The sequence below is a fragment of the Streptomyces sp. NPDC005423 genome (assembly GCF_040606415.1).
GTDB lineage: Bacteria > Actinomycetota > Actinomycetes > Streptomycetales > Streptomycetaceae > Streptomyces.
Map to the genome: position 1 here is coordinate 108,343 of NZ_JBEXET010000018.1, position 15,268 is coordinate 123,610.

Annotated in this window: 15 protein-coding genes and 2 tRNA genes; 8 read left to right on the forward strand and 9 right to left on the reverse strand. The window is 73.1% G+C overall.

The window, feature by feature from the left end:
- Positions 1–130: 130 nt before the first annotated feature.
- From ABZT12_RS20575 to ABZT12_RS20590, 4 genes are all read left to right on the forward strand, one after another.
- Positions 131–1,243: an SPFH domain-containing protein gene (locus ABZT12_RS20575; protein ID WP_356386208.1), complete on the forward strand. Its 1,113-nt coding sequence runs from the start codon at positions 131–133 to the stop codon at positions 1,241–1,243.
- A 165-nt stretch (positions 1,244–1,408) separates the two neighbouring features.
- Positions 1,409–2,014 (forward strand): lytic polysaccharide monooxygenase, encoded by a 606-nt coding sequence (locus ABZT12_RS20580; RefSeq protein WP_356386211.1) that lies wholly within the window; start codon positions 1,409–1,411, stop codon positions 2,012–2,014.
- A gap of 74 nt (positions 2,015–2,088) precedes the next feature.
- Positions 2,089–2,553, forward strand: a complete 465-nt coding sequence (locus ABZT12_RS20585) for a DUF3592 domain-containing protein (RefSeq protein WP_356386215.1) — start codon at positions 2,089–2,091, stop codon at positions 2,551–2,553.
- Between the two features lie 48 nt (positions 2,554–2,601).
- Positions 2,602–4,281 (forward strand): AMP-binding protein, encoded by a 1,680-nt coding sequence (locus ABZT12_RS20590; RefSeq protein ID WP_356386218.1) that lies wholly within the window; start codon positions 2,602–2,604, stop codon positions 4,279–4,281.
- A gap of 151 nt (positions 4,282–4,432) precedes the next feature.
- On the opposite strand, the gene ABZT12_RS20595 is transcribed toward ABZT12_RS20590, so the two are convergent.
- Positions 4,433–5,218, reverse strand: a complete 786-nt coding sequence (locus ABZT12_RS20595) for an SDR family oxidoreductase (RefSeq protein WP_356386221.1) — start codon at positions 5,216–5,218, stop codon at positions 4,433–4,435.
- 85 nt (positions 5,219–5,303) lie between these two features.
- On the opposite strand from ABZT12_RS20595, the gene ABZT12_RS20600 reads away from it, so the two are divergent.
- The gene (locus ABZT12_RS20600) at positions 5,304–6,155 is read left to right on the forward strand and encodes a helix-turn-helix transcriptional regulator (RefSeq protein WP_356386224.1); all 852 of its coding nucleotides are present in this window, start codon (positions 5,304–5,306) and stop codon (positions 6,153–6,155) included.
- A gap of 177 nt (positions 6,156–6,332) precedes the next feature.
- On the opposite strand, the gene ABZT12_RS20605 is transcribed toward ABZT12_RS20600, so the two are convergent.
- The 4 genes from ABZT12_RS20605 to ABZT12_RS20620 form a co-directional block, all read right to left on the reverse strand.
- Positions 6,333–6,406, reverse strand: a tRNA-Lys gene (locus ABZT12_RS20605).
- Positions 6,407–6,491: 85 nt separating this feature from the next.
- Complete coding sequence (locus ABZT12_RS20610) at positions 6,492–7,250, reverse strand: IclR family transcriptional regulator C-terminal domain-containing protein (protein ID WP_356386227.1); 759 nt, start codon at positions 7,248–7,250, stop codon at positions 6,492–6,494.
- A 349-nt stretch (positions 7,251–7,599) separates the two neighbouring features.
- Entirely contained in the window at positions 7,600–7,815 is a 216-nt protein-coding gene (locus tag ABZT12_RS20615; RefSeq protein ID WP_356386230.1) for a hypothetical protein, read from the reverse strand.
- A 23-nt stretch (positions 7,816–7,838) separates the two neighbouring features.
- The gene (locus tag ABZT12_RS20620; RefSeq protein WP_356386232.1) at positions 7,839–8,798 is read right to left on the reverse strand and encodes a D-2-hydroxyacid dehydrogenase; all 960 of its coding nucleotides are present in this window, start codon (positions 8,796–8,798) and stop codon (positions 7,839–7,841) included.
- 152 nt (positions 8,799–8,950) lie between these two features.
- On the opposite strand from ABZT12_RS20620, the gene ABZT12_RS20625 reads away from it, so the two are divergent.
- Complete coding sequence (locus ABZT12_RS20625) at positions 8,951–10,057, forward strand: LLM class flavin-dependent oxidoreductase (RefSeq protein WP_356386235.1); 1,107 nt, start codon at positions 8,951–8,953, stop codon at positions 10,055–10,057.
- Here the strand turns inward: ABZT12_RS20625 and ABZT12_RS20630 are convergent.
- Complete coding sequence (locus tag ABZT12_RS20630) at positions 10,048–11,925, reverse strand: EAL domain-containing protein (RefSeq protein WP_356386238.1); 1,878 nt, start codon at positions 11,923–11,925, stop codon at positions 10,048–10,050. The two genes, ABZT12_RS20625 and ABZT12_RS20630, sit on opposite strands and share 10 nt — an antisense overlap.
- Positions 11,926–12,292: 367 nt before the next feature.
- Here ABZT12_RS20630 and ABZT12_RS20635 point away from each other — a divergent pair, with 367 nt between their 5' ends.
- Together ABZT12_RS20635 and ABZT12_RS20640 are read left to right on the forward strand one after the other, a co-directional pair.
- Positions 12,293–13,591, forward strand: a complete 1,299-nt coding sequence (locus ABZT12_RS20635; protein ID WP_356386241.1) for a M6 family metalloprotease domain-containing protein — start codon at positions 12,293–12,295, stop codon at positions 13,589–13,591.
- Positions 13,592–13,677: 86 nt separating this feature from the next.
- Complete coding sequence (locus ABZT12_RS20640; RefSeq protein WP_356386244.1) at positions 13,678–13,929, forward strand: DUF6059 family protein; 252 nt, start codon at positions 13,678–13,680, stop codon at positions 13,927–13,929.
- Here ABZT12_RS20640 and ABZT12_RS20645 read toward each other — a convergent pair.
- The 3 genes from ABZT12_RS20645 to ABZT12_RS20655 form a co-directional block, all read right to left on the reverse strand.
- Positions 13,930–14,003, reverse strand: a tRNA-Lys gene (locus ABZT12_RS20645).
- Positions 13,994–14,605 carry a bifunctional DNA primase/polymerase gene (locus tag ABZT12_RS20650; RefSeq protein ID WP_356386246.1) on the reverse strand — a complete coding sequence of 204 codons (612 nt, stop codon included), beginning with the start codon at positions 14,603–14,605 and terminating at the stop codon, positions 13,994–13,996. Before ABZT12_RS20650 ends, ABZT12_RS20645 begins: the two co-directional genes overlap by 10 nt.
- 139 nt (positions 14,606–14,744) lie before the next feature.
- Complete coding sequence (locus tag ABZT12_RS20655) at positions 14,745–15,110, reverse strand: hypothetical protein (RefSeq protein ID WP_356386249.1); 366 nt, start codon at positions 15,108–15,110, stop codon at positions 14,745–14,747.
- Positions 15,111–15,268: the final 158 nt, after the last annotated feature.

Genomic DNA, 15,268 nt, shown 5'->3' on the forward strand with positions numbered 1-15,268 from the left:
ACCTGCCCCTCCTGACCACCTGCCCCTTCCCACCACCTGCCCCTCCTGACCACCGGCCCCCGTGGGCCACCTGACCACCCTTCTTCTCACCATCCGTCGGGACGCGGCCGGCGCGGAGGCTGGAGGCACCATGAGTACGACGACCACTTCACAGACGCCCGAGTCGGAGGGGCCGGGCAGACCGGCCCGGCTCATCCAGAACGAGGCGACCACCGAGATCCCCGTCCATCTGCTCTTCCGCGACGAGCCGGACCCGGTCCCGCCGGCGCTCGGGCCGGCCGTGGTCGCCCGCCGGCAGGGCACCGGCGAGCAGCCGCGTTTCCGGCGTCCGGGGCCGGTGGGGCCGCGGGCGGCGCCGGAGGTCGACCCCGACCTCGTCGAGCGAGCAGCGCGGGTGCTGCCCGGCGCGGCGGGCCTCCTCGCCGGCGTCTGCGGGGCGGCCGGGTGCGCGGTGAACACGTGGTGGGCGGGGGTGTTGCCGCCGCTCGCGGTGCGGGCGTTGCGGCTGCCGGCGTACGCGGGCGCCGGTCTCGGTCCCGCGCAGTGGGCCGCCTACGCCGGGGCGGGCGCGCTCGGTCTGTTCGGGTTCGGCGGTCTCGCCCGGGGCCGGACCGGGCGGGCCTGGGTGCTCGGTCTGTTCGGCCGTTACCGGGGGACCGTCCGGCGTACCGGTCTGCTCTGGGTCAACCCGCTGGTGCTGCGGAGCAGGGTCGACGTACGGCTGCGGCACTGGCGGGGTGAGCCGATGCCGGCCGCCGACGGGAACGGGGTCGCGCTGCGCGTGGTGGTGCTGGTGGTGTGGCGGGTGCGGGACACCGCGCGGGCCACGCTCGGGGTCGAGGACCACGAGACGTATCTGCGCGAGTGCGTGGAGGCGGCGCTGGCCCGGGTGCCGGTGGAGGCGGCGGGGGCCGCGCGGGGTGCGGCGGGCGCGGCCGGGGACGCGCTGACCCGGCTGGTGGCGGCGGACGCGGGGCCGGTCGGCCTGGAGGTGTTCTCGGTGCGGCCGGTGCGGGTCGAGTACGCGCCGGAGGTCGCCGCGGTGATGACCCGCCGCCGGATCGCCGCGCTGGACGCGCGGCACCGGGCGAGCGTGCTCACCTCGGTCGTCGACTCGGTGGAGGACACGGTGGCCCGGCTGACCATGCGCGGGCTCGTGGACCTGGACGACCGCGAACGCAAGGCGCTGGTCAAGGACTTGACGGTCGCGTTCTGCTCGGGACGGGGGGAGACGGGACCCTGACGGCTCTCGGTGCGCGCGCCCCGTCGTGTACTTGCCGCCGTACACCTGCCGCCGTGCACCTCCCGTGATGGGTATGGACAGCACCAATTGACGGCAATATCCTGGGACTTGGTCTAGACCTGCACAGCTCACGGAACTCCCCACACGTTCTCCAGGAGCGGCAGTATGCGTAAGAAGACCAGGTGGTACGCCGCCGTGCTCGGACTCACCACGGCCGGTGCCGTCGTGCTCTCGACGGGCGGCGCCAGCGGCCACGGCTACACCGACCTCCCTGTCGGCAGGCAGAAGCTCTGCGCCAACGGCACGGTGCGGAACTGCGGCGACATCCAGTACGAGCCGCAGAGCGTCGAAGGGCCCAAGGGCTTCCCGGCCGTGGGCCCGGCCGACGGGCAGATCTGCAACGGCGGTCTGAGCAGGTTCGCCCAGCTCAGTTCGCCGGCCACCCCGGCGGGCACGGCGTGGCCGACGACCAGGGTGACGGGTGGTCAGTCCTACACCTTCCGTTGGCAGTTCACCGCCCTGCACGCCACGACCGACTTCAGGTACTACGTCACCAGGCAGGGCTGGAACCAGAACCACGCCCTCGCCCGCTCCGACCTCAACACCACCCCGTTCCTGACGGTCCCCTACGACGGCCGGCGCCCGCCGGCCACGCTCTCCCACAGCGGCACCCTGCCGTCCGGTCTCTCCGGCCACCACGTCATCGTCGCGGTGTGGACGATCGCGGACACGGCCAACGCGTTCTACGCCTGCTCGGACGTCACGTTCTGAGCTTGGCTTGAGCCGGTCCGGTCTCCCCCGGGGGTAGGTTCCCCCCACCAGCGGCACCGACCTCGGGGGACTCCATGGAAGCGCTGTTCTACGTCATACCCCTGCTCATGATCGCCCTCGCGGTGTTCGGCGCGGTCAGCGTCGTCCGCCGCTCGCGCCAGGTCAGCGGCGCCTGGAGCGGCGGCCTCACCGCCGAGGCCACCTGCCTGCGCACGTACACGACGACCGGAGGCGGCGGGGAGAGCATGGTGCACACCACGATGCACCACGTCTACGAGTTCACCACGCGCGAGGGCCGCGCCGTCCGCTTCGACGAGGCGAACGGGCCGTCGACGACCGTCCAGGGCGACCTCGTCACCGTCTACTACGCGGCGGACCACCCCGAGCAGGCCACGGCCCACGCCCCGGCCCCCGGGAAGCTGGCGGCGGGAACGGGCTGCCTGCTGACGTTCTTCGGCGTCTTCATCCTCTTCTGCCTCGGGTTCATGCTGATGGTGCACGGCGTGTTCTCGGTGGCGGACGACTTCCTGCACTCCTAGCCTCCCCGGGCTCCCCATCTGACGGTACGTCAACTACCGTGCGGCTCCATGGAGTCCACCAGGTGCACGGTCGCGGAGCTCGTACGGGCGCGGTGGGGCGACCACCGGCCGGGCCTGTGGTTCGAGGGGCGGACGCTGACCCATCACGAGACCGCGGCGGGGGCGGCGGCCCGGGCGGCACTCCTCGCCGACCTCCTGCCGCCCGAAGCCGCACCGCACTTGGGCGTGCTGCTCGACAACACCCCCGAGTACCCGATGTGGTTGGGCGCCGCGGCCCTCGCGGGAGCGGCCGTCGCCGGCCTCAACCCCACCCGCCGAGGCGCCGAACTCGCCCGGGACATCCTGCACACCGAGTGCCGCCTCCTCGTCACCGAACGCGCCCGCCTCCCCCTCCTGGACGGTCTCCGACTCCCCGGCGTCCGCCTCCTGGTGACCGACACCGGCGCCTACGACGACCTGCTCGCGCCCTACGCCGACGCCGTACCGGACGCCTCCCGGGCCACCCCGGACGACCGCCTCCTGCTCTACTTCACCTCCGGTTCGACCGGCGCGCCCAAGGCCGCGATCTGCACGCAGGGCAGGCTGGCCGCCGCCGGCCGGTCGCTGGTGGGCCAGTTCGGCGTGGGCGAGGACGACGTGCACTACGTCTGCATGCCGATGTTCCACGGCAACGCGGTGATCGCCGACTGGGCGCCCGCGCTCGCGGCCGGGGCCGGGGTGGCGCTGCGCCGCAGGTTCTCCGCCTCCCATTTCCTGGACGACGTACGGGAGTTCGGGGCGACGTACTTCACCTATGTGGGACGCGCGGTGCAGTACGTCCTGGCCACCCCGGAGCGGCCCGACGACCGCGACAACCCGCTCCGGCTGGGCTTCGGCACGGAGGCGGGCGCGGTGGACGCGGCGGCCTTCCAACGCCGTTTCGGCGTACGGCTGGTGGAGGGCTACGGGTCCTCGGAGGGCGGTGCCGCGATCCAGTGGACGCCGGGCACCCCGGCCGGCGCGGTGGGGCGGGCGGCCCCCGGCCTCGCGGTCCTCGACCCGGAGTCCCGCGAGGAGTGCCCGCCCGCGGTGTTCGACCCGGCCGGACGGCTGCTCAACGGGCATTCCGCCATAGGGGAGTTGGTGAACCGCGGCGCCAACCCCTTCGAGGGCTACTGGCGCAACCCCGAGGCCGAGGCCGAACGCCGCCGCGACGGCCTGTACTGGACCGGCGACCTCTTCTACCGCGACACCGAGGGCTTCCTCTACTTCGCCGGCCGCACCGACGACCGCCTCCGCGTCGACAGCGAGAACCTGGCCGCCGCGATGATCGAGAACATCCTCGCCCGCTACGAGGGCGCCGCCGCCGTGGCGGTCTACGCGGTGCCGGACCCGGTCACCGGGGACCAGGTGATGGCGGCGATCGCCGGCGACTTCGAACCGGCCGCCTTCGCCGGCTTCCTGCACGCCCAGCCGGACCTGGGGACGAAGATGGCACCCCGGTTCGTCCGGGTGGTGCGCCGGATGCCGGTCACGGCCACCAACAAGATCCACCGCGCCCAGCTGCGGCGGGAGGGCGTCCGCTGCGCCGACCCGGTGTGGTGGCGACCGCCGGGGGAGAGCGCCTACCGCCCGCTGACCCCCGAGGACGCCGAAGGCCCCCTCGTCTCGCCGCGGGACCTGTCGCTACCGTGCGCCGCCGGGGACTCGAAGGCCGGACCCGCTGATCAGGAGTCAGCCCGCCGATGAGTCGGATGATGCCGTAGGCGAGTGGTCGGCGCGGCTGTCGCCGACGCGGTCGCACGGGGCGAGCGTCCCGGTGGCGCTCCAGGCGGTCCGGGACGAGGGTCGCTGTCGAGGTCGGCGAACAGCGCCTTCCGGCACGGCCGGGGCCTGTCTCTCAGGCGCCCGCGCCACCGTCGACCGGCACGATCGCACCGGTCACCATCGACGCCCGGTCGCTGAGCAGCCACGCGGCCGCCTCGGCGACCTCGTGGGGCTCGGCCATCCGTCCGAGCGGGATCGATGCCTTGATGTGCTCGACGATGCCGGGGGTCGCCGTCTCCCATGCGTCGATCATCTCCGTGGCGGTGCCGCCGGGGGTGATGCCGTTGACCCGGATGCCGTCGGGGGCCCAGCTCACCGCGGCGGTCTCGGTGATGCTGTTGAGCGCGCGCTTCATGGCGCCGTACGCGGGGAGGGCGGGGTTCGCGCGGCGGCTGCCGATGCTGGAGGTGTTGACGATCGCCCCGCCACCGTTGCGTCGCATGAGCGCGGCTTCGGCGGTCATGGCGGTCCAGTGCGAGCGGAAGTTGACGGTGAACTGCTCGTCGATGTCCTCGTCGGTCGTGGCGTCGAGCGGGCCGGGCTGCTGCTGTCCGGCAGCACCGTTGTTGAAGGCGCCGTCGAGCCGTCCGTGCAGTTCCTCGACACGGTCGATGGCGGCGCGGACGCCGGCACGGTCGGCGAGGTCCAGGGCGACGGCGTCGGCGACGCCCCCGTCGGCGCGGATCTCGGTGACGACGCGGTCGAGGGCGTCGGTGCTGCGGGCGGCGAGCACGACGGCGGCGCCCTCCCGTGCGAAGAGGCGGGCCGCGGCCGCCCCGATGCCGCGGCTGGCGCCGGTGATGAAAATGACCTTGCCGGTGAGCAGGCCGATGGGTGCGGTGCCGATGGTGTTCGTCATGCCGCCAGTGTCATCCGGCCTCCGGAACGCATTCAGGCACAGGCGGTACCAGGATCCGTCGCCGCGCGGCGTGCACACTTGGGGTATGGACAAGCAGGAGCTCGGGGCGTTCCTCCGCACCCGCCGTGAGCGGCTCCGGCCCGAGGACGCCGGCCTCCCCTCGGGCCCGCGACGCCGGACACCGGGTCTTCGCCGCGAGGAGGTGGCGGTCCTCGCGCACATCTCCACGGAGTACTACGTCCGGCTCGAACAGGGCCGGGCACCGCGGCCGTCGGGCGAGGTCCTGGCCGGCATCGTGGGCGCGCTGCGGCTCACGGACGCCGAGTCCGACCACCTCCACGTCCTCGCGGGCACCGCGCCGAGCCGGACCGGACTGCACCGGCGCGACGTCCGCCCGAGCATCCTCGCGCTGCTGGAGCGGCTGCCGCAGACGGCCGCCTTCGTGACCTCCGCCGTGTTCGAGGTGCTCGCGTGGAACGACCTCGCGGCGGCCCTCATGGAGGACTTCGGCGCGCTCACCCCGGAGGACCGCAATCTCGCACGCCGGGCGTTCCTCCGGCCGGCCCGCGCCGACGCGCCGCTGTACGGGGTCGCCGACGCCGCGGAGTTCCGGCACCACGTCGTCATGGGGCTCCGGTCCGCCCTGGCCCGATACCCTTCCGACCTCGCGGTGTCCGCGCTCGTCGACGAACTCCGGGGCTCCAGCGCCGAGTTCGCCCGACTCTGGGAGGGGCACGACGTACAGGCCGCGCCGATGCTCACCAAGACCTTCCGGCACCCGGTCGTCGGGGAGATCACCGTCGACTGCGACTCGCTCGCGCTCACGGACCGCGACCAGAACCTCGTGCTCTACAGCGCGCCGCAGGGATCCCGCAGCGCCGAGGCCCTGGCCCTGCTGAACGTCCTCGGAGCCGAGGCCGGCGACTATCGGCGATGACGCTGCGGTCCCGGAGAAGGGACGGACCGGGACGAGGGCGACGGGTGGGGCGGTCCGGATGGCCGGGCTCCGTGTCGTCGACCGCGGGGCCGTCAGGGCCGGCCCCGCGCCGGCATCCGACCCCGGAAACGACCAAGGGCACCCTTCCGATAAGAAGGATGCCCAGGTCACACACAGTGCGCCGCCAGGGACTCGAACCCCGGACCCGCTGATTAAGAGTCAGCTGCTCTAACCAACTGAGCTAGCGGCGCGTGACTCGTGCCGACCGTTCGACCTGCGTCTCGCGGGCGGCGACGAGAAAATACTACCTGGTCCGCGGGGGTGCTCCGGACCGTCTCAGAGGGCGAGTGACAGCAGGAGGGGAGCCGCGCCCCGGTTGAGGGTGTCCGCGGCCCGGCGGAGGCGGTGGGCGTGCTCGACGGGCAGCGACAGGGCCAGGCAGCCCACCGCCGCGCCCGCCGTGATCGGGACGGCGGCGCAGACCGTACCCACCGCGTACTCCTGGAGGTCGAGGTGCGGCACCGTCGGCGGCTGGGTCTCCAGCCGGGAGAGCAGCAGCCGGTCGCTGGTGATGGTGCGTGAGGTGAGACGGGCCATCCGGTGCCGGGAGAGATGGTCGCGCCGGCTGTCGTGGTCGAGCTGGCCCAGGAGGCTCTTGCCGAGCGCCGTGGCGTGGGCGCAGGAGCGGAAGTCGACCCACTCGTTGACCGCGGGGGCGGAGGGGCTGTCGGCGTACTGGGTGATCGTGATCTCGCCGTCCACGTACCGGCTGATGTAGACGGCCGCGCCCAGCGAGTCGCGCAGCCGGTCGAGGGTCTCCTGGAGCTTGTCGCGCAGCGCCTGGTCGTGGCCGTGCGCGGAGCCGAGGCGGCCGAGGGCCTCCCCGCCGACGTAGGCGCCGTCGGCGATCTGCTCGACGTAGCCCTCGCGGCGGAGCATCCGCAGGAGCGCGGTGAGCCGCTCGGGGTCGAGGCCGGTGTGGCGGCCGAGTTCGGTGTCGGTGACGCCGTCGGTGTGCCGGGTCACGGTCTCCAGGACGCGCAGGGCGTCCTGGGCCGAGTGGTAGGGGGCGGTCGGCTCGTGCTTCAGCGCCACGGTGTTTCCCCTCGCGCTCGCTTCTGTGCCGTGATCCGGGCAGCGAATCCCTGTCCACGATAGCCGTCAAGAGGCGCTGGTGGAGCGCTTGTTGGCGAGTCGGTGCGCCACGTGGCCGGGGCGCGGGCCGTCCGGCATATGCCCTTGTCATCGCCCACGCCGCTGACCTCCCGTGTCGGCCCGATCACATGCGGTGGCGGGGTGTGGGCCGGAGTGTCACGCCGCGGAACTCCCCGGGGGTCCGGTCCCGTTCCCGGGCGCCGCCGATCTGCTCCGCGGCTCGGACCCGATGACGCGGGGCCCGCCGGCCGTGCGGCATCGGCGGCGCGGTGGTGCGAACGGCCGTCGCCTACGCGGATCGGTTCTCGCCCGGTTCGCGGTACGGCCGCAGCGTTCCGGCGAAGCCGCCCAGGAACCCGGCGACCGGCCCGAGCAGCAGTCCCGGTCCGCGCGGGACGAGCGCGCCGTAGCGCAGCAGTCCGTAGCCGAACTGAATTCCTGCCCAGAGGGTGGCCCAGACCACACCCGCCGCGACCGCCCTGCTCGTGGCCTTCCAGAGGCGCATGGCACTCCTCCTACGGGTCCGTGTCAGTGCCCGGGCACGTAACCCCGCTGCTTGTCCACCACGTTGGACAGCGGCCGGCCCGCCGCCCAGCGTTCGTACAACTCCACGAACTGCGCCCCGAGTTCGTCCCGCGAGCCGACCGTGTCACCGCTCATGTGCGGGGAGACCAGCAACCCCGGGGCATGCCACAACGGGCTGTCGGGAGACAGGGGTTCGCGGGCGAAGACGTCGAGCGCGGCCCCCGCGATCCAGCGCCGGGCGAGCGCCGAGGCGAGCGCGCTCTCCACCACCAACTGCCCACGTCCTACGTTGATGAAGCGCGCGGAGGGCTGCATGACCCCGAACCGCCGCTCGTCGAACATGCCGTACGTCTGCTCGGTCAGCGGAGCCGCCGCGATCACCCAGTCGGCGCGGGCCATCAGCCGGTCCAGGTCGCCGGGGCCGTGGATACCGGTGCGCGGGACGCGGCCGACGATCGCCGACGTGATCCCCACCGCCTTGAGCAGCGCGGCGATCGACCGGCCGATCGGCCCCGAACCGACCACGCAGGCCCGGGTGCCGGCCACCCGCTGGGTCTCGCGGTGGCGCCACACCCCCTCCCGCTGGAGGTCCCAGGTGCGCGGCAGATCCTTGGCGAGCGCGAGGACGAGGGCGGCGACGTACTCCGCGACCGGCCGCTCGAAGACGCCCCGCGCGTTGGTCACCACCGTGTCGGAGGCGGCGAGTTCGGGACAGAGCAGATGGTCCACGCCCGCGCTCGCCGTGTGCACCCAGCGCGGCCTGCGCCCCTCGCCCGGCCAGGCGGCGCGCACCGCGGTCGAGGTGAAGTCCCACACGAGCAGCACATCGGCGTACGGCAGCCGGTCCGCGAGCGTGGAGGCGTCCGCGTGCTCGACCCGCACCCGCCCGGTGAGCCGGCCCAGCCGGGGGAGCGGTTCCGCGTCCAGGACGAGGAGCGTGGTGCCGGGCGCGGAAGCGGTCATGCGGGAACGCTCGCACCCGGGCCGACCGCCGTCAACACCGGAAGACGCAGGTCACCGCGGAGGCCGGCGGGCGACCGGCCGGGAATAACCGGAGACAGCCTCCTGTTGTCTTGCTGCGGACCCGACGACGTACCCCAACAGGAGGCATCCCCGTGACGGCAGACGAGATCCGAGGCAGGGCAGAGGGCACCGCCCCGGTCCCCCTCTCCGTACTGGACCTGGTGACCGTCGGCGCGGGCCGCACCGCCACCGACGCGCTCCGTACCAGCGTGGAGCTCTCCCGGCTCGCCGAGGCGCGCGGCTTCCACCGCTACTGGGTCGCCGAACACCACTCGATGCCCGGCGTCGCCTCCTCCTCCCCCGCCGTGATCCTGGCCCACCTCGCCGCCCACACCGAGCGCATCCGCCTCGGCTCCGGCGGTGTGATGCTCCCGAACCACGCGCCGCTCGTCATCGCCGAGCAGTTCGGCACCCTGGAGGCGCTCGCCCCGGGCCGCGTCGACCTCGGCCTCGGCCGTGCCCCCGGCACCGACGGCGCCACCGCGGCGGCCCTGCGCCGCACCGACCGGCTCAACGAGGGCGCCGACGACTTCCCCGAGCAACTGGCCGAACTGGTCCGCTTCCTGGACGACGACTTCCCCGACGGCCACCCTTACGGCCGTATCCACGCCGTACCCGGTCCGGTCCAGGCCACCTCGCCCGGCGGTGTCCAGTCCGCGCACCGGCCGCCGGTCTGGCTGCTCGGCTCCTCCGGCTTCAGCGCCCGCCTCGCCGGCACCCTCGGGCTGCCCTTCGCCTTCGCCCACCACTTCTCGGCGCAGAACACGATCCCCGCGCTCGACCTCTACCGCCAGTCGTTCCGGCCGAGCGCCGAACTCGCCGAGCCCTACGCCCTGATCGGTGTCTCCGCCCTCGCCACCGAGGACGAGCGGGAGGCCCGCCGGCAGGTGCTGGCCGCCGCCCTCAACATGGTCCGCCTGCGTACCGGCCGCCCCGGACTCGTGCCCACCCCCGAGGAGGCGGAGGCCTACGAATTCAGCCCCATGGAGCGGGAGTTCGTCACCTCCTGGAACGCCAACGTCATCCACGGCACCCCCGACGAGGTGCGCTCCGGCCTCGACGACCTCCAGAAGCGCACCGGCGCCGACGAGTTGATGATCACCTCGCACGCCCACGACGGCGGCCTGCGCCTGCGCTCCTACCAACTGATCGCGGACGCCTACGGGTTGCCGTCGTCCACCGGAGCGCCTCAGCTCTGACGGCAGGAGTTCGTCCCCAGCAGTTCGTCGATACGCTCCGGCGTCACCGGGCGGGAGTACAGCCACCCCTGCCCGGTGTCGCAGCCGATACGGCGCAGCCGGGTCGCCTGGGCGGAGGTCTCGACGCACTCGGCGGTGACGGACAGGCCCAGCCGGTGGGCGAGTTGGATCATCGCCTCGACGATGACCTCGTCCGCCGGGTTCGGCGCGACGCCCTCGCCCTCGTACTGGAAACCCCGTACGAAGGAGCCGTCGAGCTTCAGCACCGAGACCGGCAGCCGGCTCAGATAGGCGAGGTTGGAGTAGCCGGTACCGAAGTCGTCGATCGCGATGAGGACACCCATCTCGCTGAGCGCCTGGAGCGTCTGGAGGGGCCGGCCGGCCGAGCCCATCACCGCCGACTCCGTCAGCTCCAACTGAAGTAGCTCCGGGGCGAGTTGGGTCTCGGCCAGGATCTCGGCCACGTCCGCGACCAGGTCGGAGTCCCAGACCTGGCGCACCGCCACGTTGACGCTGACGAAGATCGGCGGCTCGCCCGGATGGTCGAGCTGCCAACGGCGGGCCTGGCGGCAGGCGGTGGCCAGCACCCAGCGGCCCAGCGGCACGATCGAACCGTCCTCCTCGGCCAGCCCGATGAACCGATTCGGCGTCAGCAGGCCGAACTGCGGGTGGTCCCAGCGCACCAGCGCCTCGACACCACGCAGCCGGCCGCCCTCCTCCATCGCCACCAACGGCTGGTATTCCAGGATGAATTCACCCCGCTCGATGGCCGGCCGGAGGGTGGAGGCGAGCGCCTGCCGGGTCATCCGGTGGGCGTTGCGCTCCGGGTCGAAGAGCGTCCAGCGGGACTTGCCGTCCGCCTTCGCCCAGTACAGGGTCGTGTCGGCGGCCTGCATCAGACCGGTCGCCGTGGTGCCGGAGGCGTGCCGCTCGACCACGCCGATCGACGCCGAGACCGACACCCGCCGGCCCGACAGGTCGAAGGGGGCCTGGACCGCCTTCAGTACCGACTCGGCCAGATCGGCGAGTTGTTCGGTGCCCGTGGAGTCCTCGACCAGCAGCGCGAACTCGTCGCCCCCGAGCCGGGCCACCAGCGGCGCACTCGCCCGGGTCCGGCCCGCCTCGTCCGCGCACCGGGTCAGCCGCTCCGCCACCCCGGCGAGCAGACCGTCGCCGACCCGGTGGCCGAGCGTGTCGTTGACCGCCTTGAAGCCGTCCAGATCCAGATAGCACAGGCCGATCCGCCCGGTCCCGCCCAGTTCGTACGTCTCCGTCTCCAGCGCGGCCGACAGCCGCTCGAAGAACAGCGTGCGGTTGGGCAGCCGGGTCACCGGGTCGTGCATCTCCAAGTGCCGTAGCCGCTCCTGGAGTTCATGGCCGGCGCTGATGTCGTTGAGGGAGAGCAGCACCCCGTGCTCGGCGGTGGGCAGCGGAGCCACGGTGATCTGCGCCCAGAGCGAGCGGCCGTCGGGGTGCCGGACCCGGCGGGTGCAGCGCAGCTCCTCCGGCCGGCCGCCCAGTACCTCCTGGTAGGCGTGCCAGGTGCGGGGGTCCGACCTCAGATCGACCAGATCGGCGGCGGCGCGGCCGGCCGCGGGACGGGCGCCGAGGCCGAGGAGGGCCGCGAAGGTGTCGTTGGCGCTGACGATCAGGCCCTCGCGGTCGAGGACCGCCATCGCGAGGGGGGCGGCCCGGAAGGCCGATCCGAGCCGTCCGTCCCCGGCGGCGGGCTGGTCGCGGGGGCCGGCCGGGACGGGCGGCACGGGTGGGATGTGTGGAGCACGAGACAGGGTCTCGTCGCTACTGTCTGTGACGGCCGGCCGGATGAGGTCTGCCGTGGGCGCCGGCCCTTCGGACGTTCCGCTCACCGCTCGCTCCCGCAGTGCAGTCGATCTTCGGATGGGTCTCGTCGGGATGGCCGAAAGTCTGCCGATCATAGAGGTTGGCCCCGGGGCCTTCCAGTCACTGTCCAGTGTCCCGGACACGAGGCCGTTTCCGGCAGATCGTTTCTGCCCGCGCCTGGACGGGTTCTTCGACCCACCGACCACATGTGACGTTCCGTGAGCGTTTTGGGGTGCCGGTGGGTGCGCGTACCGGTCGTCCGGCTCGGCTCCCTCACCCTTCTGGTGCAGACAAACAGGGCGTACCTCCTCAAACTCGCACAGGCTGGGTGCCGTCTAGAAGGGTTCCGCGAAACCGCACCCGGAGGTCCTTGTGCCGCGTCCGCTTCCCCTCATGGGGCTTTCCCGTGATGCGCTCAGGGGACTCACCCCGAGGGAAACGCGGACCCGACTGCGCGCCACGGCGGCCGTGTTGACCACCATGTCCGCACTGGCCGCCACTTCGATCCTCTCCGGCCCGTCGGTCGCGGAACCCTTCTCGACGGCACCCTGCGCCCTGACCCGCACCGCCGCCCACCACTCGGAGGGCGTGGACACCTGGGACGCCGCCTATCCGCGCCCGACCCGGCCGCTCGACGCCGTGATGGTCTTCCTCTCCTTCCCGGACTCCGCCCCGCGCGCCACGCCCGCCGAGCTGACGGCCGACCACTTCCCGGCCACCAGCCGTTTCTACGAGCGCGCCTCCTACGGCAGGTTCAGCCTGCGCCCGCATCCGCTGCGGCACTGGATCAAGATGCCGCGCGCGTCGACGTCGTACGCCATACGGCGGGACTGGAGCCCCGTGCACCGGGCCGCCTACCTCCAGGACGCCCTCACCGCGGCGGACCGCGAGGTGGACTTCTCGCGCTACGACATCGTCTACTTCGTCGCCGATCCGGACGCGCCCGGTGTCGACTCGGACGCGACGAAGGTCGTCAACCTGGACACTCCGCTGCGGGCCGACGGCACGGAGATCCGCCGGGTCGTCACGGTCTTCGAGAAGCATCCGCCGGACCGGCTCGTCCTCGCCCACGAGACGGGACACGTCTTCGACCTGCCCGACCTCTACCACCGGCCGGTGGACGGCAAGGGCGACTGGGACACCTACGTCGGCGACTGGGACCTGATGGGCAGTCAATTCGCCCTGGCGCCGGACCTGTTCGGCTGGCAAAAGTGGAAACTGGGCTGGCTCGACCGCCGGCAGATCGCCTGTGTACGGGGAGCCGGCCCGACCCGGCTCACGATGGAACCGCTGGGAGCGGGCCCCACGGCGGGCGCCGGAGCGGCGGGAGCGCCGGCCTTCGGGCTGGGGCACGGCACCAAACTGGCCGTGGTGCGCACCGGCGGCGACAGCGTGCTCGCCTTCGAGGTGCGCAGCCCCGTCGGAAACGACACGGCCGCCTGCCGCCAGGGGGTGCTCGTCTACCGGGTCCGCGGCGACACGGAGTCCGGCGGCGGCCCGATCGAGGTGGTCGACGCCCATCCCCGAACGGAGGCCTGCTGGGAGGAGTCGGTCTACCCGCCGCTCGCCGACGCGCCGGTCGGGGTGGGCGAGAGCTTCACCGTGCCCGGCGAGAAGGTACGGGTGCAGGTGGACGGCCGGACCGCGTCCGGCGGCTGGACGGTGGTGATCACGCCGGGGGTGCAGGGCTGAGGCGCCGCGCTTGCCGTGCTCAGGTCATACGCGGGCGGGGCACCGCATCCTGGGCCGGACAGCGGCGTGGGGCGGAGGCGACGGTCGTGCCGGGAACCAGGTGGTGGGACGGGTGGGCGTGGCACGCCCGGCGCTGGATCGACGACATCCTGGGCGCCTTCAGCAGGCCCTACGTGACCCCGAGCGGCCCGCCGCCCGGCCACCCGGAACGCCTGCGGCCCGACGTACCGCTCACGGAGGCGGAACTGCGGCTGGCCCGCCAGCTGATGCTCTGGCGCGGCATGCGAAAGGCGCCCTCGGTGTTCCGAGGACGCCCAGGTCAGCGACCTAATCGCTAGTGCGCCGCCAGGGACTCGAACCCCGGACCCGCTGATTAAGAGTCAGCTGCTCTAACCAACTGAGCTAGCGGCGCCTGCTGACGTCGTAGACCTTAGCATCCTGGTCGGGGGGAGGAAAAATCGATATCCGTACGGCCGCCCGGGCCACGCGTACGGCCGCCCAGAGCAGGATCTCGGCGCCCGGCAGCCACGGGTGACGGATGTCCGGGGCGACCAGCCAGCGGGAGTCGCACGGGGTGGGGGAGGCGGCGCCCACCAGGGCCGGAACGGTCACCGCGTCGCCCCTGCCGTGGCAGAGCAGCGGCGGGATCGCGCCCGTACGGCCCTCCCCGGCGGGGGAGCCCCACTCCTCCCAGCCCAGCAGTGAGGGCAGCCGCTGGGCCGTGCCCGCCGCCGTGAACAGCAGCATCCGGCCGCGGTGGGTGGCGACCGGGCCGGAGCCGGGGCCCTCGTCCCACAACCGGTCGAGCATCCGGCGGCCGAAGACCGCCGGCGCGCTGACGACGTCGAAGACGGAGCCGCAGGGCAGGACCACCGGGGCGTCCGGCCGCTCCTCCCAGAGGGCGAGCGTGCTGCGGGGATACGTTCCCGCCGAGGCGAGCCAGGCGGCACCGTCCGAGGTGACGCCCGAGCTGCCGAAGCGGTCGCGGAAGGGCTCGTCCTGTGTGCTGCTCATGGCATTCAGATGTACCGGTGGTGAGCGTCCCGTCCCGGAGAGTCGCGGAAAACCGGGACGATCGGGAGCCGGATGGGGTATCTTCCCCGCCCGCCATGGGCCGGCCGCCGCATGCCGTCGGCGAGGCCGCTACGGCGGCTCAGACCAGGTCGGCGGGGCCGCTGCCCTCGACGCCGCGCAGCAGGTCCCGTCCGAACTCGACCATCTTCTTGGCGTAGTCCTCGGTCCACTCGGCCCGCGCCGCGATGTCGGCGGGGGTCAGCCGGTCGAACCGGCGCGGATCGGCGAGCTGAGCCGCCGCCATCGCCTGGTACTCCACCGCGCGGTCCGCGGCGGCCCGGAACGCGTGCGACAGCTCCGTGGCGCGGGCCAGCAGCGCGCGGGGGTCGTCGAGCGACTCCAGGTCGAAGAAGTGCTCCGGGTCCTCGGCCGCCTGCGCGGGCTCGAAGAGCAGGGGCGCGGGGCGTAGCCGCGGTTCGTTGCGACGCGGCGTGGGCTCCGCCATGTGTTCTCCTCCTCGTACGTCAGGTCCGGCCCGCCTCACGGGCCGGACCACCGTCCATTGTCTCCCCAGCACGCAAGAGACCAACCGGAGAGGCCCCTCCCGGCCCCTCAAGTCCCCGGGGCGGCCGAATGTTCCCGACCGCCGCACCCGCCCCGGCC

Bases quoted from the DNA above. Each gene is read 5' to 3' on its own strand.
- ABZT12_RS20595 (WP_356386221.1), bottom strand. From the start codon at position 5,218: ATGACGAACACCATCGGCACCGCACCCATCGGCCTGCTCACCGGCAAG.
- ABZT12_RS20655 (WP_356386249.1), bottom strand. From the start codon at position 15,110: ATGGCGGAGCCCACGCCGCGTCGCAACGAACCGCGGCTACGCCCCGCG.
- ABZT12_RS20580 (WP_356386211.1), top strand. From the start codon at position 1,409: ATGCGTAAGAAGACCAGGTGGTACGCCGCCGTGCTCGGACTCACCACG.
- ABZT12_RS20575 (WP_356386208.1), top strand. From the start codon at position 131: ATGAGTACGACGACCACTTCACAGACGCCCGAGTCGGAGGGGCCGGGC.
- ABZT12_RS20620 (WP_356386232.1), bottom strand. From the start codon at position 8,798: ATGACCGCTTCCGCGCCCGGCACCACGCTCCTCGTCCTGGACGCGGAA.
- ABZT12_RS20635 (WP_356386241.1), top strand. From the start codon at position 12,293: ATGGGGCTTTCCCGTGATGCGCTCAGGGGACTCACCCCGAGGGAAACG.
- ABZT12_RS20585 (WP_356386215.1), top strand. From the start codon at position 2,089: ATGGAAGCGCTGTTCTACGTCATACCCCTGCTCATGATCGCCCTCGCG.
- ABZT12_RS20615 (WP_356386230.1), bottom strand. From the start codon at position 7,815: ATGCGCCTCTGGAAGGCCACGAGCAGGGCGGTCGCGGCGGGTGTGGTC.
- ABZT12_RS20590 (WP_356386218.1), top strand. From the start codon at position 2,602: ATGGAGTCCACCAGGTGCACGGTCGCGGAGCTCGTACGGGCGCGGTGG.
- ABZT12_RS20600 (WP_356386224.1), top strand. From the start codon at position 5,304: ATGGACAAGCAGGAGCTCGGGGCGTTCCTCCGCACCCGCCGTGAGCGG.
- ABZT12_RS20650 (WP_356386246.1), bottom strand. From the start codon at position 14,605: ATGAGCAGCACACAGGACGAGCCCTTCCGCGACCGCTTCGGCAGCTCG.